Below are 21,306 nucleotides of genomic sequence, written 5' to 3' on the forward strand. Positions count from 1 at the left end.
ATGCCCTCTTACCAGCGGTAATGGCTGAACGCTTTGTTCGCGTCGGCCATCTTGTGGGTGTCTTCGCGCTTCTTCACGGCGGTGCCGCGGTTCTGCACGGCGTCGGACAGTTCGGCAGCCAGACGCTCTTCCATGGTGTTCTCGTTGCGCTTGCGGGCAGCGATGATCAGCCAGCGGATCGCCAGCGCCTCACGGCGCTCGGTGCGGACTTCGACGGGGACCTGATAGGTCGCACCGCCAACGCGGCGTGAGCGGACCTCGACCGACGGCTTCACGTTGTCGAGCGCTTCGTGGAACGCCTCGACAGCGGGACGCTTCAGACGGGTCTGAACCCGCTCAAGCGCGCCATAGACGATACTTTCGGCGACGGACTTCTTGCCGTCCAGCATCAGGTTGTTCATGAACTTGGTGACCACCCGGTCGCCAAACTTGGCATCGGGCAGGATTTCGCGCTTTTCGGCGGCGTGACGACGGGACATGCTCTATCTCCTCACTTCGGACGCTTGGCGCCGTATTTCGAACGACGCTGACGACGCTCTTTCACGCCCTGGGTATCCAGAACGCCGCGGAGGATGTGGTAACGCACACCCGGAAGGTCTTTCACCCGGCCGCCACGGATCAGGACGACAGAGTGTTCCTGAAGGTTGTGCTTTTCGCCGGGGATGTAGCTGATCACCTCAAAACCATTGGTCAGGCGCACCTTGGCGACTTTCCGCATGGCCGAGTTCGGCTTCTTCGGGGTGGTGGTATAGACGCGGGTGCAAACCCCACGCTTTTGCGGGCAGGATTCCAGGTGCTGGGACTTGGACTTCCGTGGCGCTGCTTCCCGGGGCTTCCGGATCAGCTGTTGAATCGTCGGCATTCACGTTCCTCGTTTCGATACTCGCCCCCTTAGCCGTAAGGGGCGCCGCTTCTCGACCGTGCCTTGCGCGAATCGCAAAACACGAACACCGCACCCACCCCCTATCCGGGGATGCCGCGGTGGACTTCCAGAGGATCGGGGCGTCAAGCCCGGATCATGACCACTTCAAGCGCTCTGACCCCTGCCCCGATTTTGACCGGTAGCTTGGGTTGCGGCGCGTATAGGGGGAATCACCGAGGGTGTCAACACGGGCCCCAGAGGTCGCCCCAAGGTCGCCCGGAACGCCCTTGGCGCGAGGGTTGCCACACCCACTCCACCTCTAGATGAAAAACTGAATATGTCCTGATTGTGGCTTCCGCGACAGGCCGATTCCGTTTATCTTCAGTTAATGTGTTGGTTCCAGAGGGATGTCATGAACAAGATTTTTGCTAGCCTAACCACGTCCGGCCTGCTCCTTGCGGTCACTGCGCTGCCGGCTCTGGCGCAACGGCCTCGCTTCAATGGCAACCGCCATTCCGTGCCCGAGATTGATGCGTCTGCCGGCCTGCTGGCAATCGCAGCAGTTCTGGCGATCATGGCTTTTGTCTGGGAACGCAACCGCCGCGCTGCCTAAGCGACGACGCACTGCCAATCGACAGTTCAGGGCCCCCAAGTGGGGCCCTTGCCTTTTCAGATCAGGCTCCAGTCTCCGCGCCACGCGGCAACCGCAGCCACAACGCCATTGGCCACGGCATGCGACCAGATCGCATCAGACACGCGGCCCCGGCGCAGCATGACCGCGGCAAACACCAGACCTGCCAGACCGGCCTCGAACCAGCGGCCATGCAGAAGTGCAAAGGCCGCGCTCGACAGGACAACGGCCCCGGCGCGCCGCCACAGCTGTGGCCCATCCAACCGCGCCAGCAGATAGCCGCGGAAAAACATCTCTTCGACGATGGGCACCAGAACGACTGTGCCGATGATCCGGGTCACGGCCCAAAGCGCAAGCGCCCAGACCGGCAGAGCGAACAGGCTTTCGGTCAAAAGATCATCTGCCGCCGGCGCAGCAAGCACCCAGCCGATACCAACGACCGCGCCGGAGGCCAGTGCCACCGCATCCGGCTGCCATTCAAAGCGGCGGAACACCGGCAGGAAGAACAGGACCGCAAAGCCAAGAACAAAGGTGTTGACCGGCATCCCCAACCCGGGGTGCAGGAACAGGGCCGCAATCAGCGTGCTTGTCACCATGAACAGCGCAAAAGGCAGCAGCTGGGCAGCAATGATGTCGCTGCGCAATGGCTGCGCGACGACCGGGCGCGTCCCCTCGCGGTGCAGCCAGGTGACCTTCTGTGCCAACGCCATCAGCCCGAAGGCAAGGCAGGTGAACATCAGCCAGCCAGCGTAGGAATGAAAACCGTTCACCGCTATTTCGGGCGAGATCCGGGCTCCGATCAGGATCAGCAGCGCGATGCGCAGGATGTTCAAGATCCAGCTCATGAGCAGCGCAATTGGCAACATCACCAACAGGAACCGCTTCATCCGAACGTCCTGCCGGAAGATGAAGGCATAGATTGCCACGAAGACCGTCACGAGGGCGAACCCCTCAACCCCGGAACATTGCGGTGCAATGCTGACGTAGAAATCGTCGATGCCGATGACATATTCGATGGCTTCGGAATCCACATTGGCGCTGAACAGACGAAGCGTGGTCTCAACCGCAGAAAAGGTCAGGGCCGTCAGGGCTTGCCAGTCCCAGATTGGACGGATGCTCAGCACAAGGTCGGGCACCAGTGCCGCAAGCAGCAGGATTGGCACGGTGCTGTGACGCCGGGTCCACAGCACCCTTCCCCATGCGTCCATGGGGGCAAGCCACAAAAGCCCCCCCGCAATTGACAGAACGGCGCCTGCCGCCCAAGGCAAGAATGCCTGCGAGAAATGCGCGGACAGGTCCTGCCCCCAGAAAACTACCAGCGGGGTGGCCATCAAGAGGACACCCAGGAAATGGACAGCGCGGGCTGCGCTGTTGCGATGTGTTCGGGTGCTTTGCAGGAATTCAGCAAAAGTCTCTGGCCATGCCCGGATCAGCAGGGCCGCAACCCCAAGCACGACCAGCGCCCGCAGCACCATGCCCCGAAGGAAGTTGCAGGCACCCATCGCGTCGGTATGCTCACAGACGATATCAGCCAGGAATTGATAGGCCAGAGAGATCGCCACCAGTTCCAGCACGAAGATGGCCAGCAAGATCCCTGCCCGACCAAGCCATACGGACGAGATCCTTGCTGCATCAACTGTCATTCTTGCTCCAAGGTTTTTTCACATCGCGATCCGTTACAGATCGGCAATTCTGCAGACAAGTGCGCGCGTGACAAGCCCTTAGGTCTTGGCCAGCAAACGGATCTTGCGCTCACGCCAGAGGGTGAAAAGCCCCGCCCCCACGACGATCGCCGCGCCCAGAAGGGTCCAGCCATCGGGCAGGTCGCCAAAGACCAGCAGGCCAAGCGCGATGGCCCACAGCAGTGAGGTATAGCGGAAGGGGGCCACAAGGCCGATGTCGCCGCTGCGCATGGCCATGACTGATGTAAGGTAGCCCACGATCAGGAACAGGCCGGCGCCAAGGACCTTCAGGGCCTCACCTCCGGAAAGCGGTTGCAGCCCCTGCACCCCGGCCCCGATCCAGCCCATCGACGTGACGGCCACCGCCGCCCCAAGCGCCACGAGCGCAGAGGGCACTTGGCCCTGCAAGGGCCGTACCGAAAGGTCACGCACCACGACGCAGAGGACCGAGGCCACGCCGAGGAGTGCCCAGCGGTCGAAGCCCTCGGTTCCCGGCCGGATGATGATGAGGACCCCGATCAGACCCACCAGAATGGCGGTCATCCGCCGCCAGCCGATCCGGTCGCCATAGACCAGCGCCGCGCCGAGGGTGATGGCCAGCGGCATCGCCTGGAGGATGGCCGAGAGGTTGGCCAGCGGCATGCGCAGGAGGGCCTCCAGAAACAGGACCGTCGCGGCCACGTCGGCGAGCGAGCGCAGCAGGATCAGCCAGCCATCCTGCCGGTTCAGCCGCACCCGAAACGCCCCGGTCGCCAGCACCAGAAGGCCAAGGCCGACCACGGCGATCAGCCCGCGCAGGCCGATGGTCTGGTAGAGCGGCAGAGTCAGGGTCACCGACTTCATGAAGGCGTCGTTGATCGTGAAGGCCGCCATCGAGGCACACATCAAGAGGATGCCACGCAGGTTGTCGGTGAGGGGCAAGATTGGGGTCCTTCCTTGTTCCACCTGCCTAGCAGGCGGAATTGGGAAGGGGAAGTGTCCCTTGCCGGGACAGGGACCGTGGTCAGGAAAATCAATGCTTTAGCGAGGTGGACTAAGACCTTGTTCAGATATGGGCACCAGAGGCGCGCGTCTGTCCCGGGGTACGACGGGAGCGCATCCGGGGTGATCTGGGGTGCATCCGGGGGCGATCTGGGGTCGCGGTTGTCAGATTGAGCGCTTTCAGCGCGAAGACCTTTCATCTCGCCTCTGCGCGCAAGCGCGCAACCGGCTTGGGCGATGGGGGCGTTCCGCCCCCAAACCCCCTGAGAGCATTTGGCAAAGAGCAACTGGTAGCGGCGGAGGGTGGTCCGGCACCACCGGCGCTGCGCGCGTTCGAAGCCTCGGGAAAGGGGCCTTCGATTGGGCACAAAAGGAAACCCCCGCCAGCCTTTCGGCTGGCGGGGGCAGATGGTTTTGTCCGCGGAGGATCAGATCAATCGCGGCTTTCGACCGTGTCGACCAGACCGGTGTCAACCTCGGCTTCCATCACCTCGACCGGTGCGGCAAGGGCGGCGGCGTGTTCCGCCTCGCTCTTGCGGGCTTCGATCACCGTGCTGTCGCGATCGGAGGCGATCTTCTTCACGCGGCTGGTGGCGCCACCGGTGCCGGCCGGGATCAGGCGGCCGACGATGACGTTTTCCTTGAGGCCGACCAGTTTGTCGCGCTTGCCCTGGACCGAAGCCTCGGTCAGGACGCGCGTGGTTTCCTGGAAGGACGCGGCCGAGATGAAGCTGCGGGTCTGCAAGGACGCCTTGGTGATCCCCAGAAGGATCGCCTCGGCACTGGCTTCGCGCAGGCCGCGGTTGCGGGCTTTGAGGTTTTCTTCCTCAAGCTCCTGCTTGTCGACATGCTCCCCTTTCAGCAGCGTGGTGTCGCCGCTGTCGAGGATCTCCAGCTTTTGCAGCATCTGGCGGACAATCACTTCGATGTGCTTGTCGTTGATCTTCACGCCCTGCAGGCGATAGACGTCCTGCACTTCGTCGATCATGTAGTTCGCCAGAGCCTCAACCCCCAGAATCCGCAGGATGTCATGCGGGGCCGGGTTGCCGTCCATGATGTAGTCACCCTTCTGCACGAAGTCGCCTTCCTGCACCGGGATGTGCTTGCCCTTGGGGATCATGTATTCCTGGGCCTGCAGCGTCTCATCGACCGGTTCCACGGTGATGCGGCGCTTGTTCTTGTAGTCCTTGCCAAAGCGGACATAGCCGTCCGCTTCCGCGATGATCGCGTGGTCTTTCGGGCGACGGGCTTCGAAGAGTTCGGCCACGCGGGGAAGACCCCCGGTGATGTCCTTGGTCTTGGCACCTTCGCGCGGAATACGCGCCACCACGTCACCCGGGCGCAGTTCCTGGCCGTCTTCGACCGACAGAATTGCGTCCACCGACATGGAGTAGCTGATCGGCGCGCCCTGATCGTTGCGGACCGGATCGCCGGTGGCGGGGTCCATCACGATGATTTCAGGCTTCAAGTCGCCGCCCTTCGGAACCGAGCGCCAGTCGGCGACGATCTTCTGGGTCATGCCGGTGGCTTCGTCGGTGTCTTCGCGGACCGAGATGCCCGAGACGAGATCCTTGAACCGTGCCACGCCGGTCTTTTCGGCGATGACCGGCAGGGTGAAGGGGTCCCATTCGAACAGTTTCGTGCCGCGCTTGACCGCTTCGCCATCCTTGACGTGCAGCTTCGCGCCATAGGTCAGCTTGTGGGCTGCCCGTTCCTGACCCACGTCGTCGATGATCGCGATCGACATGCTGCGGCCAACGACGATCTGTTCGCCGTTGACGTTTTTCAGGATGTTGGCATTGCGGAACTCGATCTTGCCCTCTTGGCTGGCTTCCAGGAAGGATTGCTGGCCGCCCTGCGCCACGCCGCCGATGTGGAACGTCCGCATCGTCAGCTGGGTGCCGGGTTCACCGATGGACTGGGCGGCGATGATGCCGACCGCTTCACCGATGTTGACCAGCGTGCCGCGGGCAAGGTCACGCCCATAGCAGAGTGCGCAGACACCCTCTTCCGCTTCGCAAGTCAGCGGCGAGCGGATGCGGATGGTGGCGACGCCCGAGTTGTTGATCAGGTCGGCGCGGCGTTCGTCGATCAGCTCACCCCGTGCCACCAGAACCTCATCGGTGCCGGGAACCAGCACGTCATCAGCCGCGACGCGGCCAAGGACGCGTTCGCCCATCGGGACGATGACTTCACCGTCGTTCACAGCCGCCGAAGCGGTGATCGCGTTTTCGGTGCCGCAGTCGTGCGAGCGCACGATGCAGTCCTGCGCCACGTCCACCAGACGGCGGGTCAGATAGCCCGAGTTCGCCGTCTTCAGTGCGGTGTCGGACAGACCTTTCCGCGCGCCGTGAGTCGAGTTGAAGTATTCAAGAACGGTCAGACCTTCCTTGAAGTTCGAGATGATCGGCGTTTCGATGATCTCACCCGACGGCTTGGCCATCAGGCCGCGCATCCCGCCAAGCTGCTTCATCTGGATGACCGAACCCCGGGCACCGGAGTGGGCCATCATGTAGACCGAGTTCGGCTCCTTCTCGGCGCCGTTGGCGTCGTAATGCGTGGCCGAGATGGTGGCCATCATCGCCTCGGTCACCTTGTCGTTGCACTTGGTCCAGGCGTCGACGACCTTGTTGTACTTTTCGCCCTGAGTGATCAGGCCGTCCATGTACTGCAGTTCAAAGCCGGTGACCTGTTCCTTCGTCTCGTTCACCAAGTCCCACTTGGTGTCCGGGATCACCATGTCGTCCTTGCCGAAGGAGATGCCGGCGCGGAACGCCTCACGGAAGCCGAGGGTCATGATCTGGTCACAGAAGATCACCGATTCCTTCTGGCCGCAGTAGCGGTAGACGGTGTCGATGACGGTCTGCACGTCCTTCTTCCGCAGCAGGCGGTTGACGAGGTCAAACGGTGCCTTGGCGTTCAGCGGCAGGAGGTTGCCAAGCCGCAGGCGGCCGGGGGTGGTGTCGAACCGCTTCCAGACGATGTTGCCGGTTTCATCAACCTGACGAAGCCGGGCCTTGATCTTGGCGTGCAGGTGCACAGCGCCCGCAGCAAGGGCGTGTTCCACTTCTTCCATGTCGGCAAAGGCCATGCCTTCACCGGCCATGCCCTTACGCTCCATCGTGACGTAGTAGAGGCCGAGGACCATGTCCTGCGACGGCACGATGATCGGGTTGCCGTTGGCGGGCGACAGGACGTTGTTCGTCGACATCATCAGGACGCGGGCTTCCAGCTGGGCTTCCAGCGAGAGGGGGACGTGGACAGCCATCTGGTCGCCGTCGAAGTCGGCGTTGAATGCGGCGCAGACCAAGGGGTGCAGCTGGATCGCCTTGCCTTCGATCAGGATCGGCTCAAACGCCTGGATGCCCAAGCGGTGCAGCGTCGGGGCGCGGTTGAGGAGGACCGGGTGTTCGCGGATCACCTCATCGAGGATATCCCAGACCTCCGGACGCTCTTTCTCGACCAGCTTCTTGGCCTGTTTCACGGTGCTGGAGAGGCCCTTGGCTTCCAGACGCGAGTAGATGAAGGGCTTGAAGAGTTCGAGCGCCATCTTCTTTGGCAGGCCGCACTGGTGCAGCTTCAGTTCCGGGCCGGTCACGATGACCGAACGACCGGAGAAGTCGACCCGCTTGCCGAGAAGGTTCTGGCGGAAGCGGCCCTGCTTGCCTTTCAGCATGTCGGACAGCGATTTCAGCGGGCGCTTGTTGGTGCCCGTGATCACGCGGCCGCGGCGGCCGTTGTCGAAGAGGGCGTCAACCGCCTCTTGCAGCATCCGCTTTTCGTTCCGGACAATGATGTCCGGGGCGCGAAGCTCGATCAGGCGCTTCAGGCGGTTGTTGCGGTTGATGACCCGGCGGTAGAGGTCGTTGAGGTCGGACGTGGCGAAGCGGCCGCCGTCCAGCGGGACCAGCGGGCGCAGTTCCGGCGGGATGACCGGAAGGACGGTCAGGATCATCCACTCCGGGCGGTTGCCGGATTCGAGGAAGCTCTCGACGATCTTCAGACGCTTGATGATCTTCTTCGGCTTCAGCTCGCCCGTCGCTTCCTTCAGCTCATCGCGGAGCTGGTCGGCCACGGCCTGCAGGTCGATGGCGGCCAGCATTTCGCGGATCGCTTCAGCGCCGATGTTGGCAGTGAAGGCGTCGGCACCGTACTGGTCCTGCGCGTCGAGGAAGTCTTCCTCGGTCATCAGCTGGCCATAGGTCAGGTCGGTCAGACCCGGCTCGATCACGACATAGTTCTCGAAGTACAGAATCCGCTCCAGATCGCGCAGCGTCATGTCGAGCATGAGGCCGATCCGGGACGGGAGCGACTTCAGGAACCAGATGTGTGCGACGGGTGCTGCCAGTTCGATATGGCCCATCCGTTCGCGCCGCACCTTTTGCAGCGTGACTTCAACGCCGCACTTTTCGCAGACGACGCCGCGATATTTCATGCGCTTGTATTTGCCGCAGAGGCATTCGTAATCCTTGATCGGCCCGAAGATACGGGCGCAGAACAGGCCGTCCCGCTCGGGTTTGAAGGTCCGGTAGTTGATGGTCTCCGGCTTCTTGATCTCGCCAAAGGACCACGACAGAATCCGCTCTGGCGAGGCCAGGCTGATCTTGATTTCGTCGAAGGTCTTGACGGGCGCAACCGGGTTGAACGGGTTGGTCGAGAGTTCCTGGTTCATTTCCAAATCCTTGAAAGGGGGCGGCGGTCAGAAGTGGGCGGCCACAATTTTTCTGCGAAAAAATGTGGCTTCGAGTTTTCGCTGAAAACTCGTGCCCTATTCTTCCTCCGCATCCAGGAGTTCCATGTTGAGGCCGAGGCCCCTGACTTCCTTGACGAGAACGTTGAAGGATTCCGGCACGCCGGCTTCGAAGTTGTCCTCGCCCTTGACGATCGACTCGTAGACCTTGGTCCGGCCTGCCACGTCGTCCGACTTCACCGTCAGCATTTCCTGCAGGGTGTAGGCGGCGCCGTAGGCTTCGAGCGCCCAGACCTCCATCTCGCCGAGACGCTGGCCACCGAACTGCGCCTTACCACCCAGCGGCTGCTGGGTCACAAGCGAGTACGGACCGGTCGAGCGGGCGTGCAGCTTGTCATCGACAAGGTGGTGCAGCTTGAGCATGTACTTCACGCCCACCGTCACCTTGCGCTGGAACTGTTCGCCCGAGCGGCCGTCAAAGACCACCGACTGGCCCGAAGTGTCGAACCCGGCGCGGGTCAGCGCGTCGTTCACGTCAGCCTCTTTCGCGCCGTCGAAGACCGGGGTCGCAATCGGCACGCCCTTGGTCACGTTGCCAGCGAGTTCAAGGAAGTCTTCCTCGCTCCGGTTGGCAAAGGCTTCTTCGTAGGTCTCGTCGCCATAGGCATGGCGCACCGCGTCCCGCACCGGGGTCATGTCGCCGGACCGGCGATATTCCTTCAGCGCTTCGTCGATGTTCATGCCAAGGCCACGCGCGGCCCAGCCCATGTGCGTCTCAAGGATCTGACCGACGTTCATCCGCGATGGCACGCCAAGCGGGTTCAGAACGAGGTCAACCGGGGTGCCATCGGCAAGGAAGGGCATATCCTCGATCGGGACGACCTTGGAGATGACGCCCTTGTTGCCGTGACGGCCGGCCATCTTGTCGCCCGGCTGCAGCTTGCGCTTCACCGCTACGAAGACCTTGACCATCTTCATGACGCCCGGAGGCAGATCGTCACCACGACGGACCTTTTCGACCTTGTCGTCGAACCGCAGGTCCAGCGCGCGTTTCTGCGCTTCGAACTGGTCGTGCAGCGCTTCGACATCCTTGGCCTCGGCTTCTTCGCCCAAGGCGAGTTGCCACCACTGGCCGCGCGACAGCGTGGACAGAAGTTCGTCGTCGATGGTCGACCCGGCCTTGATGCCCTTGGGCCCCTTCACGGCGGTCTTGCCTTTGATCAAGGCTTTCAGACGCGCGTAGATGTTGCGCTCCAGGATCGCGAGTTCGTCATCGCGGTCGCGGGCGAGGCGTTCGACTTCCTCACGCTCGATCTGCAGGGCGCGTTCGTCCTTGTCGACGCCGTGCCGGTTGAAGACCCGCACTTCGACAATGGTGCCGAAAGCCCCCGGCGGCAGGCGCAGCGAGGTATCGCGGACGTCAGACGCCTTTTCCCCGAAGATCGCGCGGAGGAGCTTTTCTTCCGGCGTCATCGGCGATTCACCCTTGGGGGTGATCTTGCCCACCAGAATGTCACCCGGCTGCACTTCGGCACCGATGTAGACGATCCCGGCTTCATCCAGATTGCGCAGGGCTTCTTCGCCCACGTTCGGGATGTCGCGGGTGATCTCTTCCGGCCCAAGCTTGGTGTCGCGGGCGGCGACTTCATATTCCTCGATGTGGATCGAGGTGAAGACGTCATCGCGCAGGATGCGTTCCGAGATCAGGATCGAGTCTTCGTAGTTGTAGCCATTCCACGGCATGAAGGCGACGACGACGTTCCGGCCAAGAGCCAGTTCGCCCATGTCGGTGCAGGGGCCGTCGGCCACCACTTCGCCGCGCAGCACCGTATCGCCCACCTTCACCAGCGGACGCTGGTTGATGCAGGACGACTGGTTGGAGCGCTTGAACTTGCGCAGGCGGTAGATGTCGACGCCCGGTTCACCGGGTTCCATCATCTCGGTCGCGCGCACAACGATCCGCTGGGCATCGACCTGGTCAATGACACCGGCACGGCGGGCCATGATGGCGGCGCCAGAGTCACGCGCGACCACGGCTTCAATGCCGGTGCCCACGAAGGGGGCATCGGATTGCAGCAAGGGCACCGCCTGACGCTGCATGTTCGAGCCCATGAGGGCGCGGTTGGCGTCGTCGTTTTCCAGGAACGGGATCAGCGAGGCTGCGACCGACACCAGCTGTTTCGGCGACACGTCGATCAGGTCGACCGCATCCGGCGGGTTCAGCATGAATTCCCCGGCCTTCCGGCTGGAGATCAGGTCATCGGTGAAGCGGCCTTCGGCATCCTGCGCGGCGTTCGCCTGGGCGACGGTGTGGCGCATTTCCTCGGTCGCGGACATGTAGACGACCTCATCGGTCACCTTGCCGTCGATCACCTTGCGGTACGGGGTTTCGATGAAGCCGTACTTGTTCACGCGGGCGAAGGTGGCCAGCGAGTTGATCAGGCCGATGTTCTGGCCTTCCGGCGTTTCGATCGGGCACATCCGGCCGTAGTGGGTCGGGTGGACGTCGCGGACTTCGAAGCCAGCACGTTCGCGGGTCAGACCGCCCGGCCCAAGGGCCGAGAGGCGGCGCTTGTGGGTGACTTCCGACAGCGGGTTGGTCTGGTCCATGAACTGCGACAGCTGCGAGGAGCCGAAGAATTCACGCACAGCCGCGGCGGCGGGTTTCGCGTTGATCAGGTCTTGCGGCATGATCGTGTCGATTTCGACCGAGGACATGCGTTCCTTGATGGCACGCTCCATCCGCAGGAGGCCGACGCGGTACTGGTTTTCCATCAACTCGCCAACCGAACGGACGCGGCGGTTGCCGAGGTGGTCGATATCGTCAATCTCACCCTTGCCGTCGCGGAGTTCGGTCAGGGCCTTGATGCAGGCGACGATGTCGTCCCGGTCCAGCGTGCGCTGGGTGTCGGGCTTGCCAAGGTCGAGACGCATGTTCATCTTCACCCGGCCGACGGCCGAGAGGTCATAGCGTTCCTTGTCGAAGAACAGCGTGTCGAACAGCTGGCTTGCTGCCTCAACCGTCGGCGGTTCACCCGGGCGCATGACGCGGTAGATGTCCATGAGCGCGGTGTCGCGGCCCATGTTCTTGTCCACCGCCATGGTGTTGCGGATGTAGGGGCCGACGTTGACGTTGTCGATGTCGAGCACCGGAATCTCGGTGATGCCCTGGTCGAGCAGCACTTTCAGCGAGCCACCCTTCACGCCGCCGTCGCGGTCGTATTCCATGGTCAGCTCATCGCCGGCCTCGGCCCAGATCTCACCGGTTTCTTCGTTGATGATGTCCTTGGCGACGTAACGGCCCAGAATCTGGTCGAACGGGACCAGCAGTTCGGTCACGGTGCCGGACTTGATCAGGTCGTTCGCCATGCGCGGCGTCATCTTGTCGCCGGCCTTGCAGATCACTTCGCCGGTCGCGGCATCGACGATGTCGAACTGCGGGCGGGTGCCACGAATACGTTCGGGGAAGAACTTGGTGACCCAGCCCTTGTTCTTCACATGGGTGTAGGTGACCGTCTCGTAATAGGCGTCCATGATCGCTTCCTGATCCATGCCAAGGGCATAGAGCAGCGTCGTCACCGGCAGTTTGCGGCGACGGTCGATCCGGGCGAAGACCACGTCCTTGGCGTCGAATTCGAAGTCGAGCCACGAACCGCGGTAGGGAATGATCCGGCAAGCGAACAGCAGTTTGCCCGAGGAATGAGTCTTGCCCTTGTCATGGTCGAAGAACACGCCGGGCGACCGGTGCATCTGAGAGACGATCACGCGTTCGGTGCCGTTCACGACGAAGGTGCCGTTATGCGTCATCAGGGGCATGTCGCCCATGTAGACGTCCTGTTCCTTGATGTCCTTGACCGACCGGGCCCCGGTGGTTTCATCGACATCAAACACGATCAGGCGGAGCGTCACCTTCAGCGGTGCCGCATAGGTCATGTCGCGCGACTGGCATTCGTCGACGTCGTACTTGGGCTTTTCCAGCTCATACTTGACGAATTCAAGCACGGCGGTTTCGTTGAAGTCCTTGATTGGGAAGACCGACTGGAAGGTCCCCTGGATCCCCTCGTCGTCCAGCGGCTTGTCGCTGTCGCCGGACCGCAGGAACAGGTCATAGGAGGATTTCTGAACCTCGATCAGGTTCGGCATCTCCAGAACTTCACGGATTTTGCCGAAGTAGCGGCGGATGCGTTTCTGGCCAACATAAGCTTGCGCCATGTTCGTGGTCACCTTTCATCATTTCGCTGGCGCACCACCCGTCGGGCCACGGGTGCGCACCGCTTGCGAAGCAGACTATGGGGTTCCATTCGTGCCACCCGTCCCGAAGGGTGGCTCCCGAACCCGCATCGCGCCTGGGGAGGGGCTTTCGCGAAAGCCGCTTCCAAGACGCGCATGGCTGGGCCCGAAAATTCCGGACCCAGCCCTGCTTTCCGGTGGGGTTGCCCCCGCCCGAATTACTTCAGTTCAGCCTTGGCGCCAGCTTCTTCGAATTTCTTCTTCAGAGCTTCAGCATCAGCTTTCGAGACGCCTTCCTTGATCTTGCCACCGGCTTCGGTGAGATCCTTGGCTTCTTTCAGGCCCAGACCGGTGATTTCGCGCACGACCTTGATCACGTTGATCTTGTTCGCGCCGGCGTCCGTCAGGACGACGTCGAATTCGGTCTGCTCTTCGGCCGGAGCGGCCGCAGCAGCCGGACCAGCAGCCATCATGACGGCGCCACCGGCGGCCGGCTCGATGCCATACTTGTCCTTCAGGATGGTTTTCAGTTCCTGTGCCTGGAGAAGGGTCAGACCAACGATCTCTTCGGCGAGTTTGTTCAGATCAGCCATTTTACATATCCGTTCAGTTAAGATGGGTTCCAACGGCGTGGGTTCAACCACGCGGGACTAAGATCAGGCAGCAGCCTTTTCTTCGATGGTCGACAGGATGCTCGCGATATTCGCGCCAGGCGCGCCAATGGCCCCGGCGATGGCAGAACCCGGAGCACCGATGCACGACACGATCTGAGCGATAAGCTCTTCACGCGACGGCATGGACGCCACGGCCTTGACACCGGCCTGGTCCAGAACCGTGTCACCCATTGCCCCGCCGATGATGACGAACTTGTCATTCGTCTTGGCGTAGGCCTCGCAGACCTTGGCCGCAGCCACAGGGTCTTCCGAGAAGGACAACATGGTCATGCCCGAGAGCAGGTCACCCATCTTTGCAGCGGGCTTCCCTTCAAGGGCGATCTTGGCGAGCGTATTCTTGGCAACGCGAACGGACCCGCCTACTTCACGCATCTTCGCGCGCAGGTCCTGCATCTGTGCAACCGTCATTCCCGCGTAGTGGGCAACCACCACGACGCCAGAGCTTTCGAAGATCTGGCCGAGTTCCTCGACCACTTTCTCTTTCTGGGCTCTATCCACAGTTTCACTCCAAGGTTGGGGGTTTCCCCCCGGCTCATGTGTGCCCCCAAGGGGGCGTTCGGGTCCGTTTTCAGGTTCCCGAGGCCAAGATCACCCGCGAAGGGTGCCTTCAATCTCGATCCCCATCTCAGGCAGCAGATTAAGGCGTTTGCGCGCCAGCCACCGTCTCGGACAGTACCGGGCCTCAAGATGCTTCTCTTGGCCCGGGTCGTCTCCCTCACCTTGCGGATCAGGAATTTCGTAGGGTGGGTGTTAACCCACCACCGATCAGTTCGCGGTCGCCGAAGCGATGTCGACCGACACGCCCGGACCCATGGTCGAGGACAGCGACACCTTCTTGACATAGGTGCCCTTTGCCCCGGCGGGACGGGCCTTGCTGACGGCGTCAACAAAGGCGCGGACGTTTTCGGCCAGCTTGTCTTCGGTGAACGAGACCTTGCCGATCCCGGCATGGATCACGCCGGCCTTTTCGACCTTGAACTGGACCTCGCCACCCTTGGCAGCCTCAACAGCCGTTTTCACGTCCATCGTCACCGTGCCGACCTTCGGGTTCGGCATCAGGTTGCGGGGGCCAAGGATCTTGCCCAGACGACCGACCAGCGGCATCAGGTCCGGCGTCGCGATGCAACGGTCGAACTCGATCTTGCCGGACTGGATGGTTTCCATCAGGTCTTCGGCGCCGACGATGTCAGCCCCAGCGGCCTTGGCCTCATCAGCCTTGGCGCCACGGGCGAACACGGCGACGCGCACGGTCTTGCCGGTGCCGTTCGGCAGCTGGACCACACCGCGGACCATCTGGTCAGCGTGGCGCGGGTCAACGCCGAGGTTCATCGCAATCTCGATCGTTTCGTCGAACTTGGCCGAGGCCGCGCCCTTGATCAGCTTGACGGCATCTTCAACAGTGATGTTGGCCTTGCCGGCGAAGGCTTCGGTCGCCTTGGCGACGCGCTTTGCAACTTTTGCCATGATCTCAGCCCTTCACTTCGATGCCGCAGGATTTCGCCGACCCGAGAATGATCTTCATCGCGGCCTCAACCGAGTTCGCGTTCAGATCCTTCATCTTGGTCTCGGCGATCTTGCGCAGCTGGGCCGCGGTGATCGTTCCGGCAACGTCATGGCCCGGCTTGACCGCGCCTTTGGTGCGGTTGCGCTTGCCAACCGACGGCAGACCAGCTGCCTGCTTCACCAGGAAGGCGGCGGGGGCGGTCTTGAACTCCAGGCTGAACGACTTGTCCTGGTAGTAGGTGATGATCACGGGCGTCGGGGTGCCCGGGGGCACGTCGGCAGTCTTCGCGTTGAATTCCTTCACGAAGGCCATGATGTTCAGCCCGCGCTGACCCAGCGCCGGACCAACCGGCGGGGACGGGTTCGCCTGGCCCGCTTTCACTTGCAGCTTCAGGCTGCCGATAATCTTCTTGGCCATCTGGCCTTCTCCTTTGTCACTGCATCCGGCCCGGGATTGGGGGATGCGGTTTAGTGGTCCGGTCCGTCACCCTTTCAGGCGCTCGCCTCCCACGTCCGCTCAGTTCCCTTTCGAGACCTGAGTGAATTCCAGTTCCACCGGGGTCGCACGGCCGAAGATCGACACGGTGACCTTCAGGCGGTTGTGCGCCTCATCAACATCCTCGACCATGCCGGAGAAGCCCTCGAACGGGCCATCGGTCACTTGCACGGTTTCGCCGATGTCGAAACGGATCAGGTTGCGCGGGGCTTCCAGACCTTCTTCGACCCGGTTCAGGATCATGTTCACTTCGGCATCGCGCATCGGCATCGGCTTGCCTTGCGGGCCAAGGAACCCGGTGACGCGATTGATCGACGAAATCAGGTGGTAGCCCCGGTTCGTCATTTCCATGTGAACCAGCACATAGCCCGGCATGAAGCGACGTTCCGACGTCACCTTCTTGCCACGGCGCATCTCGATCACTTCTTCGGTAGGGACCAGGACTTCGTCAATTTCTTCCTCAAGGCCGGCATCTGCAACGGCGGTCTTGATCTGCTCGGCGATCTTCTTCTCGAAGTTCGAGAGAACGCTCACCGAATACCAGCGCTTCGCCATCGTCACATTCTTCCTTGCTGCCCGGAGCCTTTTCGGCCCACGTTTCTTAACATCCCGGAACAAAAAACAGCGCGCACCCCGAATCGATGCGCGCCGGTTGTCCCTTTGGTTGGCGCGGGCTTACCGCCTGCCCGCCGTCATTTCAAGAGGGAACCGCCGCCTACGACCCGATGATCGCCTGCAGGCCGGTCCTGATTCCCAGATCGACCAGGCTGAAGAACACCGCGGCGAGGGCCGACAGCACGAAGACCATCAGCGTGGTCAGCAGGACTTCGCGCCGGGTGGGCCAGACGACCTTGGCGACTTCGGCACGGACCTGCTGGAGAAACTGGAATGGGTTCATGGTGGCCATGGGGGGTCGCTCCCGCGATAGGTGTTTGCGGTCAGATACGTTGAATGGGTGGGCAATTCAAGCGGCGCGCCACAAGAAGCCAGCGCCAAGGGTGCCAATCAGGGGCATCGCTGGCCAAACGGGTGTTTCGAAGAATGGCAGGGGCAGCAGGGATCGAACCCGCGACCTACGGTTTTGGAGACCGTCGCTCTACCAGCTGAGCTATACCCCTACGCGGGGCACGGGTTACGGCAGGAGCAGGACAAGGTCAAGGGGCGAGGCGCGGGTTCAGCGTCAGGAATGCCAAGTCATCGGGCGCATCAGGACTTTCGGGTGAACTGGCACAGGATCACGATCTGCTGGCCGTTTACCCGCCCTTCGATCTGGTCTGGATTATCCCGCACAAGGCGGATGCCGCGCACCGCAGTGCCGCGCTTTGCAACCATCGAACTGCCCTTGACCGGCAGGTCCTTAATCAGCGTGACCGTATCACCGGGTGCAAGCAGCACGCCGTTGCTGTCACGGTGCTCCACGCCCGGCAAGGCAGTTTCACCGGCTTCGGCACGGGCCAGCACCTCGGGGTTCAGATAGACGCTCTCCAGTAGCTCTGCAGCCCATCCCTCCCCCGGCAGGGCTTTCAGCAGTCGCCATGCGGCGATCTGGGTGGCTGCGTCCTCGGACCAGATGGCGTCGCCTAAGCAGCGCCAGCGCGGTCCAGGGGTGATGTCTCCGGCGAGCGCAGCAGTGCAGACCGGGCATAGCACGGCCACATCTGTGCCAGGAGCAAGCGTGACGGGTGCGGCATCGGGAGCCGCGCAGAGAACGCAATCAGTCATGGGAATGCCTTACAAATGAAAAAAGGCGCGCGGGATGCCGCGCGCCTTTGGAGAGCTTTTCTGCAGGTCGCTTACGCGATGATTTTCGACACGACGCCGGCGCCGACGGTGCGGCCGCCTTCGCGGATGGCGAAGCGCAGTTTTTCTTCCATCGCGATCGGGGCGATCAGCTCGACCACGAACTTCAGGTTGTCGCCCGGCATCACCATTTCAGTGCCTTCCGGCAGCTGCACGGTCCCGGTCACGTCCGTGGTGCGGAAGTAGAACTGCGGACGGTAGTTCGCGAAGAACGGCGTGTGGCGGCCGCCTTCTTCCTTGGTCAGGATGTAGGCCTCAGCCTCGAACTTGGTGTGCGGGTTCACCGACTTCGGCTTGCAGAGAACCTGGCCACGCTCCACGCCCTCACGGTCGATGCCGCGCAGCAGGATGCCGACGTTGTCGCCAGCTTCCCCACGGTCGAGGAGCTTGCGGAACATTTCCACACCGGTGCAGACCGACTTCTTGGTGTCGCGGATGCCGACGATTTCGATTTCGTCGCCAACGTTGATCACGCCACGCTCGATACGCCCCGTGACAACCGTGCCGCGGCCCGAGATCGAGAACACGTCTTCGATCGGCATCAGGAACGGCTGGTCGATCGCCCGCGCCGGGGTCGGGATGTAGCTGTCAACCGCCGCCATCAGCGCGCGGATCGAGTCTTCACCGATGTCCTTGCGCTCACCGATCATGGCCTGGTGGGCCGAACCCTTGATGATCGGAATGTCATCGCCCGGGTATTCGTAGCTGGAGAACAGCTCACGGATTTCCATTTCCACGAGTTCGATCAGTTCCTCGTCGTCGACGAGGTCGATCTTGTTCATGTAGCAGACCATGTACGGAATGCCGACCTGACGGCCAAGCAGGATGTGCTCGCGCGTTTGCGGCATCGGGCCGTCCGAGGCGGCGCAGACCAGGATCGCGCCGTCCATCTGGGCGGCACCGGTGATCATGTTCTTCACATAGTCGGCGTGGCCGGGGCAGTCGACGTGGGCGTAGTGACGGTTCTCGGTCTCATATTCCACGTGGGCGGTCGAGATCGTGATCCCGCGAGCCCGCTCTTCCGGTGCACCGTCGATCTGGTCATAGGCGCGGAATTCGCCGAAATACTTCGTGATCGCCGCCGTCAGCGTCGTCTTGCCGTGGTCAACGTGGCCGATCGTGCCAATGTTGACGTGCGGTTTGTTCCGTTCAAACTTTGCCTTGCCCATTGCGAATTCCGCCTTGTTTTGATCGGGCCGCGAGGGACCCCCAAGTTACACGCGCGGCGACTTAGCCCGCCGGGCCGGGAAATTCAAGCCTGATTGGCTGGTGCAGGCGACGCCTCCTCGTGCGACTGCGTCTTCTCGTCGGAACGGCAGCGAGGAGTGACGAAGTCATCGACGAGCGATGGGTCAGGTAAAGCGGTTGTCGCGTGGAAAGCCGCGCGGGGCCATCTTGCCGGCGCTGGCGCGGGCGCCCTGCCATTCGGCAAGGTCGGTTTCCGTGCGGGTGCGACCGGCGGGGTCCTTCCAGCTGAGACCCTCGGCCAGAACGAATGTGGTCGCGTCGGACAACCCGCCGTCCTTGTACTTTTGCAACCGCACACCCTTGCCTTTGGCCATCTCTGGCAGCTCGGCCACTGGAAAAACCAGCATTTTGCGATTGTCGCCGACCACGGCGATGCTGTCGCCGCGCACTGGCACACAGACCGCCGTCTTGCTGCCGTCCCGCACCGTCAGGACCGCCTTGCCGGCCTTGGTCTGGGCGACCAGTTCTTCCGAGGGCACGATGAAACCATCCCCGGCCGTGGAGGCGACCAGAAGTTTTTCGCCCGGGCGGAAGATCATCAGGTCGCTGATGCCGGTGTCATTCGGCAGGTCAACCATCAGGCGCACCGGTTCGCCCATCCCACGCCCGCCGGGCAGGTTCGCGCCCAGCAGGGTGTAGAAGCGGCCGCTTTCGGCGACCAGCAGGATCTTGTCCGTCGTTTCGGCATGGAAGGCGAAACGGGGGCCGTCGCCGTCCTTGAACTTCTGTTCGGCGCTCAGGTCGACATGGCCCTTCATCGCCCGGATCCAGCCCATGCGAGAGCAGATCACGGTGATCGGTTCACGGTCGATCATCGCCTCGTAGGGCACCTCCTCGATCTCTTTGGCATCGGCGAACTGGGTGCGGCGGGCGCCAAGCGCGGTGGCCTTGCCGTAAAGCTTGCGAACATCGTTCAGGTCCTTGCCCACGCGCTTCCACTGGCGGCGGTCGCTGTCCAGAAGGTCGGCAAGGTCGGCGCGCTCCTTCGTCAGCGCATCGCGTTCGGCGTTCAGCTCCATCTCTTCCAGCCGGCGCAAGCTGCGCAGGCGCATGTTCAGGATCGCTTCGGCCTGGTTTTCGGTCAGGACGCCCTGCCCCTTGGCCGGGGGCTTGTAGTCCCGTTCTGATGTGGCCCGGATGTGCGATTTCGACCAATCCTCGGCCATCAGGGCGGCTTTGGGGTCGTCATCGTAGCGGATAATGTCAATCACGCGGTCAAGGTTCAGATAGGCGATCAGCAGGCCGCCCAGAATCTCCAACCGGGCGTCGATCTTTTCCATCCGGTGCAGCGACCGGCGCCGCAGAACCTCTCGCCGGTGGTCAAGGAAGGCGCGGAGCACCTCTTTCAGCGAGCAGACCTTCGGCACCTTGCCGTCGATCAGCACGTTCATGTTGAGCGAGAACCGAACCTCAAGGTCAGAGTTCCTGAAAAGGCTGCCCATCAGCATTTCCGGTTCAACCGTGCGGGCGCGGGGTTCCAGAATCAGGCGGATGTCGTCGGCGCTTTCGTCGCGGACATCGGCAAGAAGCGGCACCTTCTTGATCTGGATGAGTTCAGCCAGTTTTTCGATCAGCTTGGACTTCTGCACCTGAAACGGGATCTCGGTGACCACGATCTGCCAGGTGCCGCGGCCAAGGTCTTCGACCTGCCACTTGGCGCGCAGCCGGAAGGCGCCGCGACCGGTGCGGTAGGCGTCAAGGATGCTGTCGCGCGGTTCGACGATCACGCCGCCGGTGGGGAAATCGGGGCCGGGGATCAGGGCGACCAACGCCTCATCCGCAAGGTCAGGGTCAGCGAGCAGCGCCTGACAGCCGTCAATCAGCTCATCAAGGTTGTGCGGCGGGATGTTCGTGGCCATGCCGACGGCGATGCCCGAGGAGCCGTTGGCCAGAAGGTTCGGGAAAGCGGCTGGCAGGACGACGGGTTCTTCCAGACGGCCGTCGTAATTCGGGCGGAAGTCGACGGCGGTTTCGTCAATCCCCTCCATCAGCGCTTCGGAGGCGGCGGTGACCCGCGCCTCGGTATAGCGGCTGGCCGCCGGGTTATCGCCGTCGATGTTGCCAAAGTTGCCCTGCCCGTCGACCAGCGGGTAGCGCATGTTGAAATCCTGCGCGAGGCGGGCCATCGCGTCATAGATCGCCGCGTCGCCATGGGGGTGAAAATCCCCCATCGTATCCCCCGCGATCTTGGCGGATTTCAGGAAGCCCCCCGTCGGTGTCAGCCGCAGGCGGCGCATGGCCCAGAGGATTCGGCGGTGGACCGGTTTAAGCCCGTCGCGCGCATCGGGCAGGGCGCGGTGCATGATGGTGGAAAGCGCATAGGTCAGGTACCGCTCACCTATGGCGCGGGACAGCGGTTCGGACAGGGTAAGGGCCGTCGGCCCCTCGATCTTGGGTTCGTCATCATCGGTGGTCATGGATGTTGTGTATGACGGTCGAAGGCTTCGGTCCAGATGGCATGCGCAGCGACGCCAAGGAACCTTCGGCAGGGTGATGCGTTTTGGACTCA

At 62.5% G+C, this 21,306-nt stretch carries 16 protein-coding genes and 1 tRNA gene; 1 reads left to right on the top strand and 16 read right to left on the bottom strand.

Annotated elements, in window-relative coordinates:
* Nucleotides 1-8: 8 nt before the first annotated feature.
* Entirely contained in the window at nucleotides 9-479 is a 471-nt protein-coding gene (gene rpsG, locus EI545_RS08110) for a 30S ribosomal protein S7 (protein WP_125325005.1), read from the bottom strand.
* 11 nt (nucleotides 480-490) lie between these two features.
* Nucleotides 491-862, bottom strand: coding sequence for a 30S ribosomal protein S12 (gene rpsL, locus EI545_RS08115; protein ID WP_125325006.1), 372 nt, complete (start codon nucleotides 860-862; stop codon nucleotides 491-493).
* Between the two features lie 412 nt (nucleotides 863-1,274).
* Here rpsL and EI545_RS08120 point away from each other — a divergent pair, with 412 nt between their 5' ends.
* Entirely contained in the window at nucleotides 1,275-1,475 is a 201-nt protein-coding gene (locus EI545_RS08120; protein WP_125325007.1) for a VPEID-CTERM sorting domain-containing protein, read from the top strand.
* A gap of 56 nt (nucleotides 1,476-1,531) precedes the next feature.
* On the opposite strand, the gene xrtE is transcribed toward EI545_RS08120, so the two are convergent.
* From xrtE to parC, 14 genes are all read right to left on the bottom strand, one after another.
* Nucleotides 1,532-3,136 (bottom strand): exosortase E/protease, VPEID-CTERM system, encoded by a 1,605-nt coding sequence (xrtE, locus tag EI545_RS08125; RefSeq protein WP_125325008.1) that lies wholly within the window; start codon nucleotides 3,134-3,136, stop codon nucleotides 1,532-1,534.
* 78 nt (nucleotides 3,137-3,214) lie between these two features.
* Entirely contained in the window at nucleotides 3,215-4,096 is an 882-nt protein-coding gene (locus EI545_RS08130; protein ID WP_125325009.1) for a DMT family transporter, read from the bottom strand.
* Between the two features lie 493 nt (nucleotides 4,097-4,589).
* Entirely contained in the window at nucleotides 4,590-8,828 is a 4,239-nt protein-coding gene (rpoC, locus tag EI545_RS08135) for a DNA-directed RNA polymerase subunit beta' (RefSeq protein ID WP_125325010.1), read from the bottom strand.
* Between the two features lie 96 nt (nucleotides 8,829-8,924).
* On the bottom strand, nucleotides 8,925-13,058 hold the full coding sequence (gene rpoB, locus EI545_RS08140) for a DNA-directed RNA polymerase subunit beta (RefSeq protein WP_125325011.1): 4,134 nt from the start codon (nucleotides 13,056-13,058) through the stop codon (nucleotides 8,925-8,927).
* Nucleotides 13,059-13,294: 236 nt separating this feature from the next.
* On the bottom strand, nucleotides 13,295-13,669 hold the full coding sequence (gene rplL / locus EI545_RS08145; RefSeq protein ID WP_125325012.1) for a 50S ribosomal protein L7/L12: 375 nt from the start codon (nucleotides 13,667-13,669) through the stop codon (nucleotides 13,295-13,297).
* Between the two features lie 63 nt (nucleotides 13,670-13,732).
* Complete coding sequence (gene rplJ, locus EI545_RS08150) at nucleotides 13,733-14,248, bottom strand: 50S ribosomal protein L10 (RefSeq protein WP_125325013.1); 516 nt, start codon at nucleotides 14,246-14,248, stop codon at nucleotides 13,733-13,735.
* Nucleotides 14,249-14,515: 267 nt separating this feature from the next.
* Nucleotides 14,516-15,214, bottom strand: a complete 699-nt coding sequence (gene rplA / locus EI545_RS08155) for a 50S ribosomal protein L1 (RefSeq protein ID WP_125325014.1) — start codon at nucleotides 15,212-15,214, stop codon at nucleotides 14,516-14,518.
* 4 nt (nucleotides 15,215-15,218) lie between these two features.
* Nucleotides 15,219-15,671 (bottom strand): 50S ribosomal protein L11, encoded by a 453-nt coding sequence (rplK, locus tag EI545_RS08160; protein ID WP_125325015.1) that lies wholly within the window; start codon nucleotides 15,669-15,671, stop codon nucleotides 15,219-15,221.
* A gap of 99 nt (nucleotides 15,672-15,770) precedes the next feature.
* Complete coding sequence (nusG, locus tag EI545_RS08165) at nucleotides 15,771-16,304, bottom strand: transcription termination/antitermination protein NusG (RefSeq protein ID WP_125325016.1); 534 nt, start codon at nucleotides 16,302-16,304, stop codon at nucleotides 15,771-15,773.
* 160 nt (nucleotides 16,305-16,464) lie between these two features.
* Nucleotides 16,465-16,656 (bottom strand): preprotein translocase subunit SecE, encoded by a 192-nt coding sequence (gene secE / locus EI545_RS08170; RefSeq protein ID WP_125325017.1) that lies wholly within the window; start codon nucleotides 16,654-16,656, stop codon nucleotides 16,465-16,467.
* A gap of 135 nt (nucleotides 16,657-16,791) precedes the next feature.
* Nucleotides 16,792-16,867 (bottom strand) — tRNA-Trp (locus EI545_RS08175).
* 88 nt (nucleotides 16,868-16,955) lie between these two features.
* On the bottom strand, nucleotides 16,956-17,471 hold the full coding sequence (locus tag EI545_RS08180) for an alkylphosphonate utilization protein (protein WP_125325018.1): 516 nt from the start codon (nucleotides 17,469-17,471) through the stop codon (nucleotides 16,956-16,958).
* Nucleotides 17,472-17,542: 71 nt separating this feature from the next.
* The gene (gene tuf / locus EI545_RS08185; protein WP_125325003.1) at nucleotides 17,543-18,718 is read right to left on the bottom strand and encodes an elongation factor Tu; all 1,176 of its coding nucleotides are present in this window, start codon (nucleotides 18,716-18,718) and stop codon (nucleotides 17,543-17,545) included.
* Between the two features lie 183 nt (nucleotides 18,719-18,901).
* Complete coding sequence (gene parC / locus EI545_RS08190; RefSeq protein ID WP_125325019.1) at nucleotides 18,902-21,214, bottom strand: DNA topoisomerase IV subunit A; 2,313 nt, start codon at nucleotides 21,212-21,214, stop codon at nucleotides 18,902-18,904.
* Between the last annotated feature and the right edge of the window lie 92 nt (nucleotides 21,215-21,306).

The sequence above is a fragment of the Tabrizicola piscis genome, assembly GCF_003940805.1.
Lineage (GTDB): Bacteria > Pseudomonadota > Alphaproteobacteria > Rhodobacterales > Rhodobacteraceae > Tabrizicola > Tabrizicola piscis.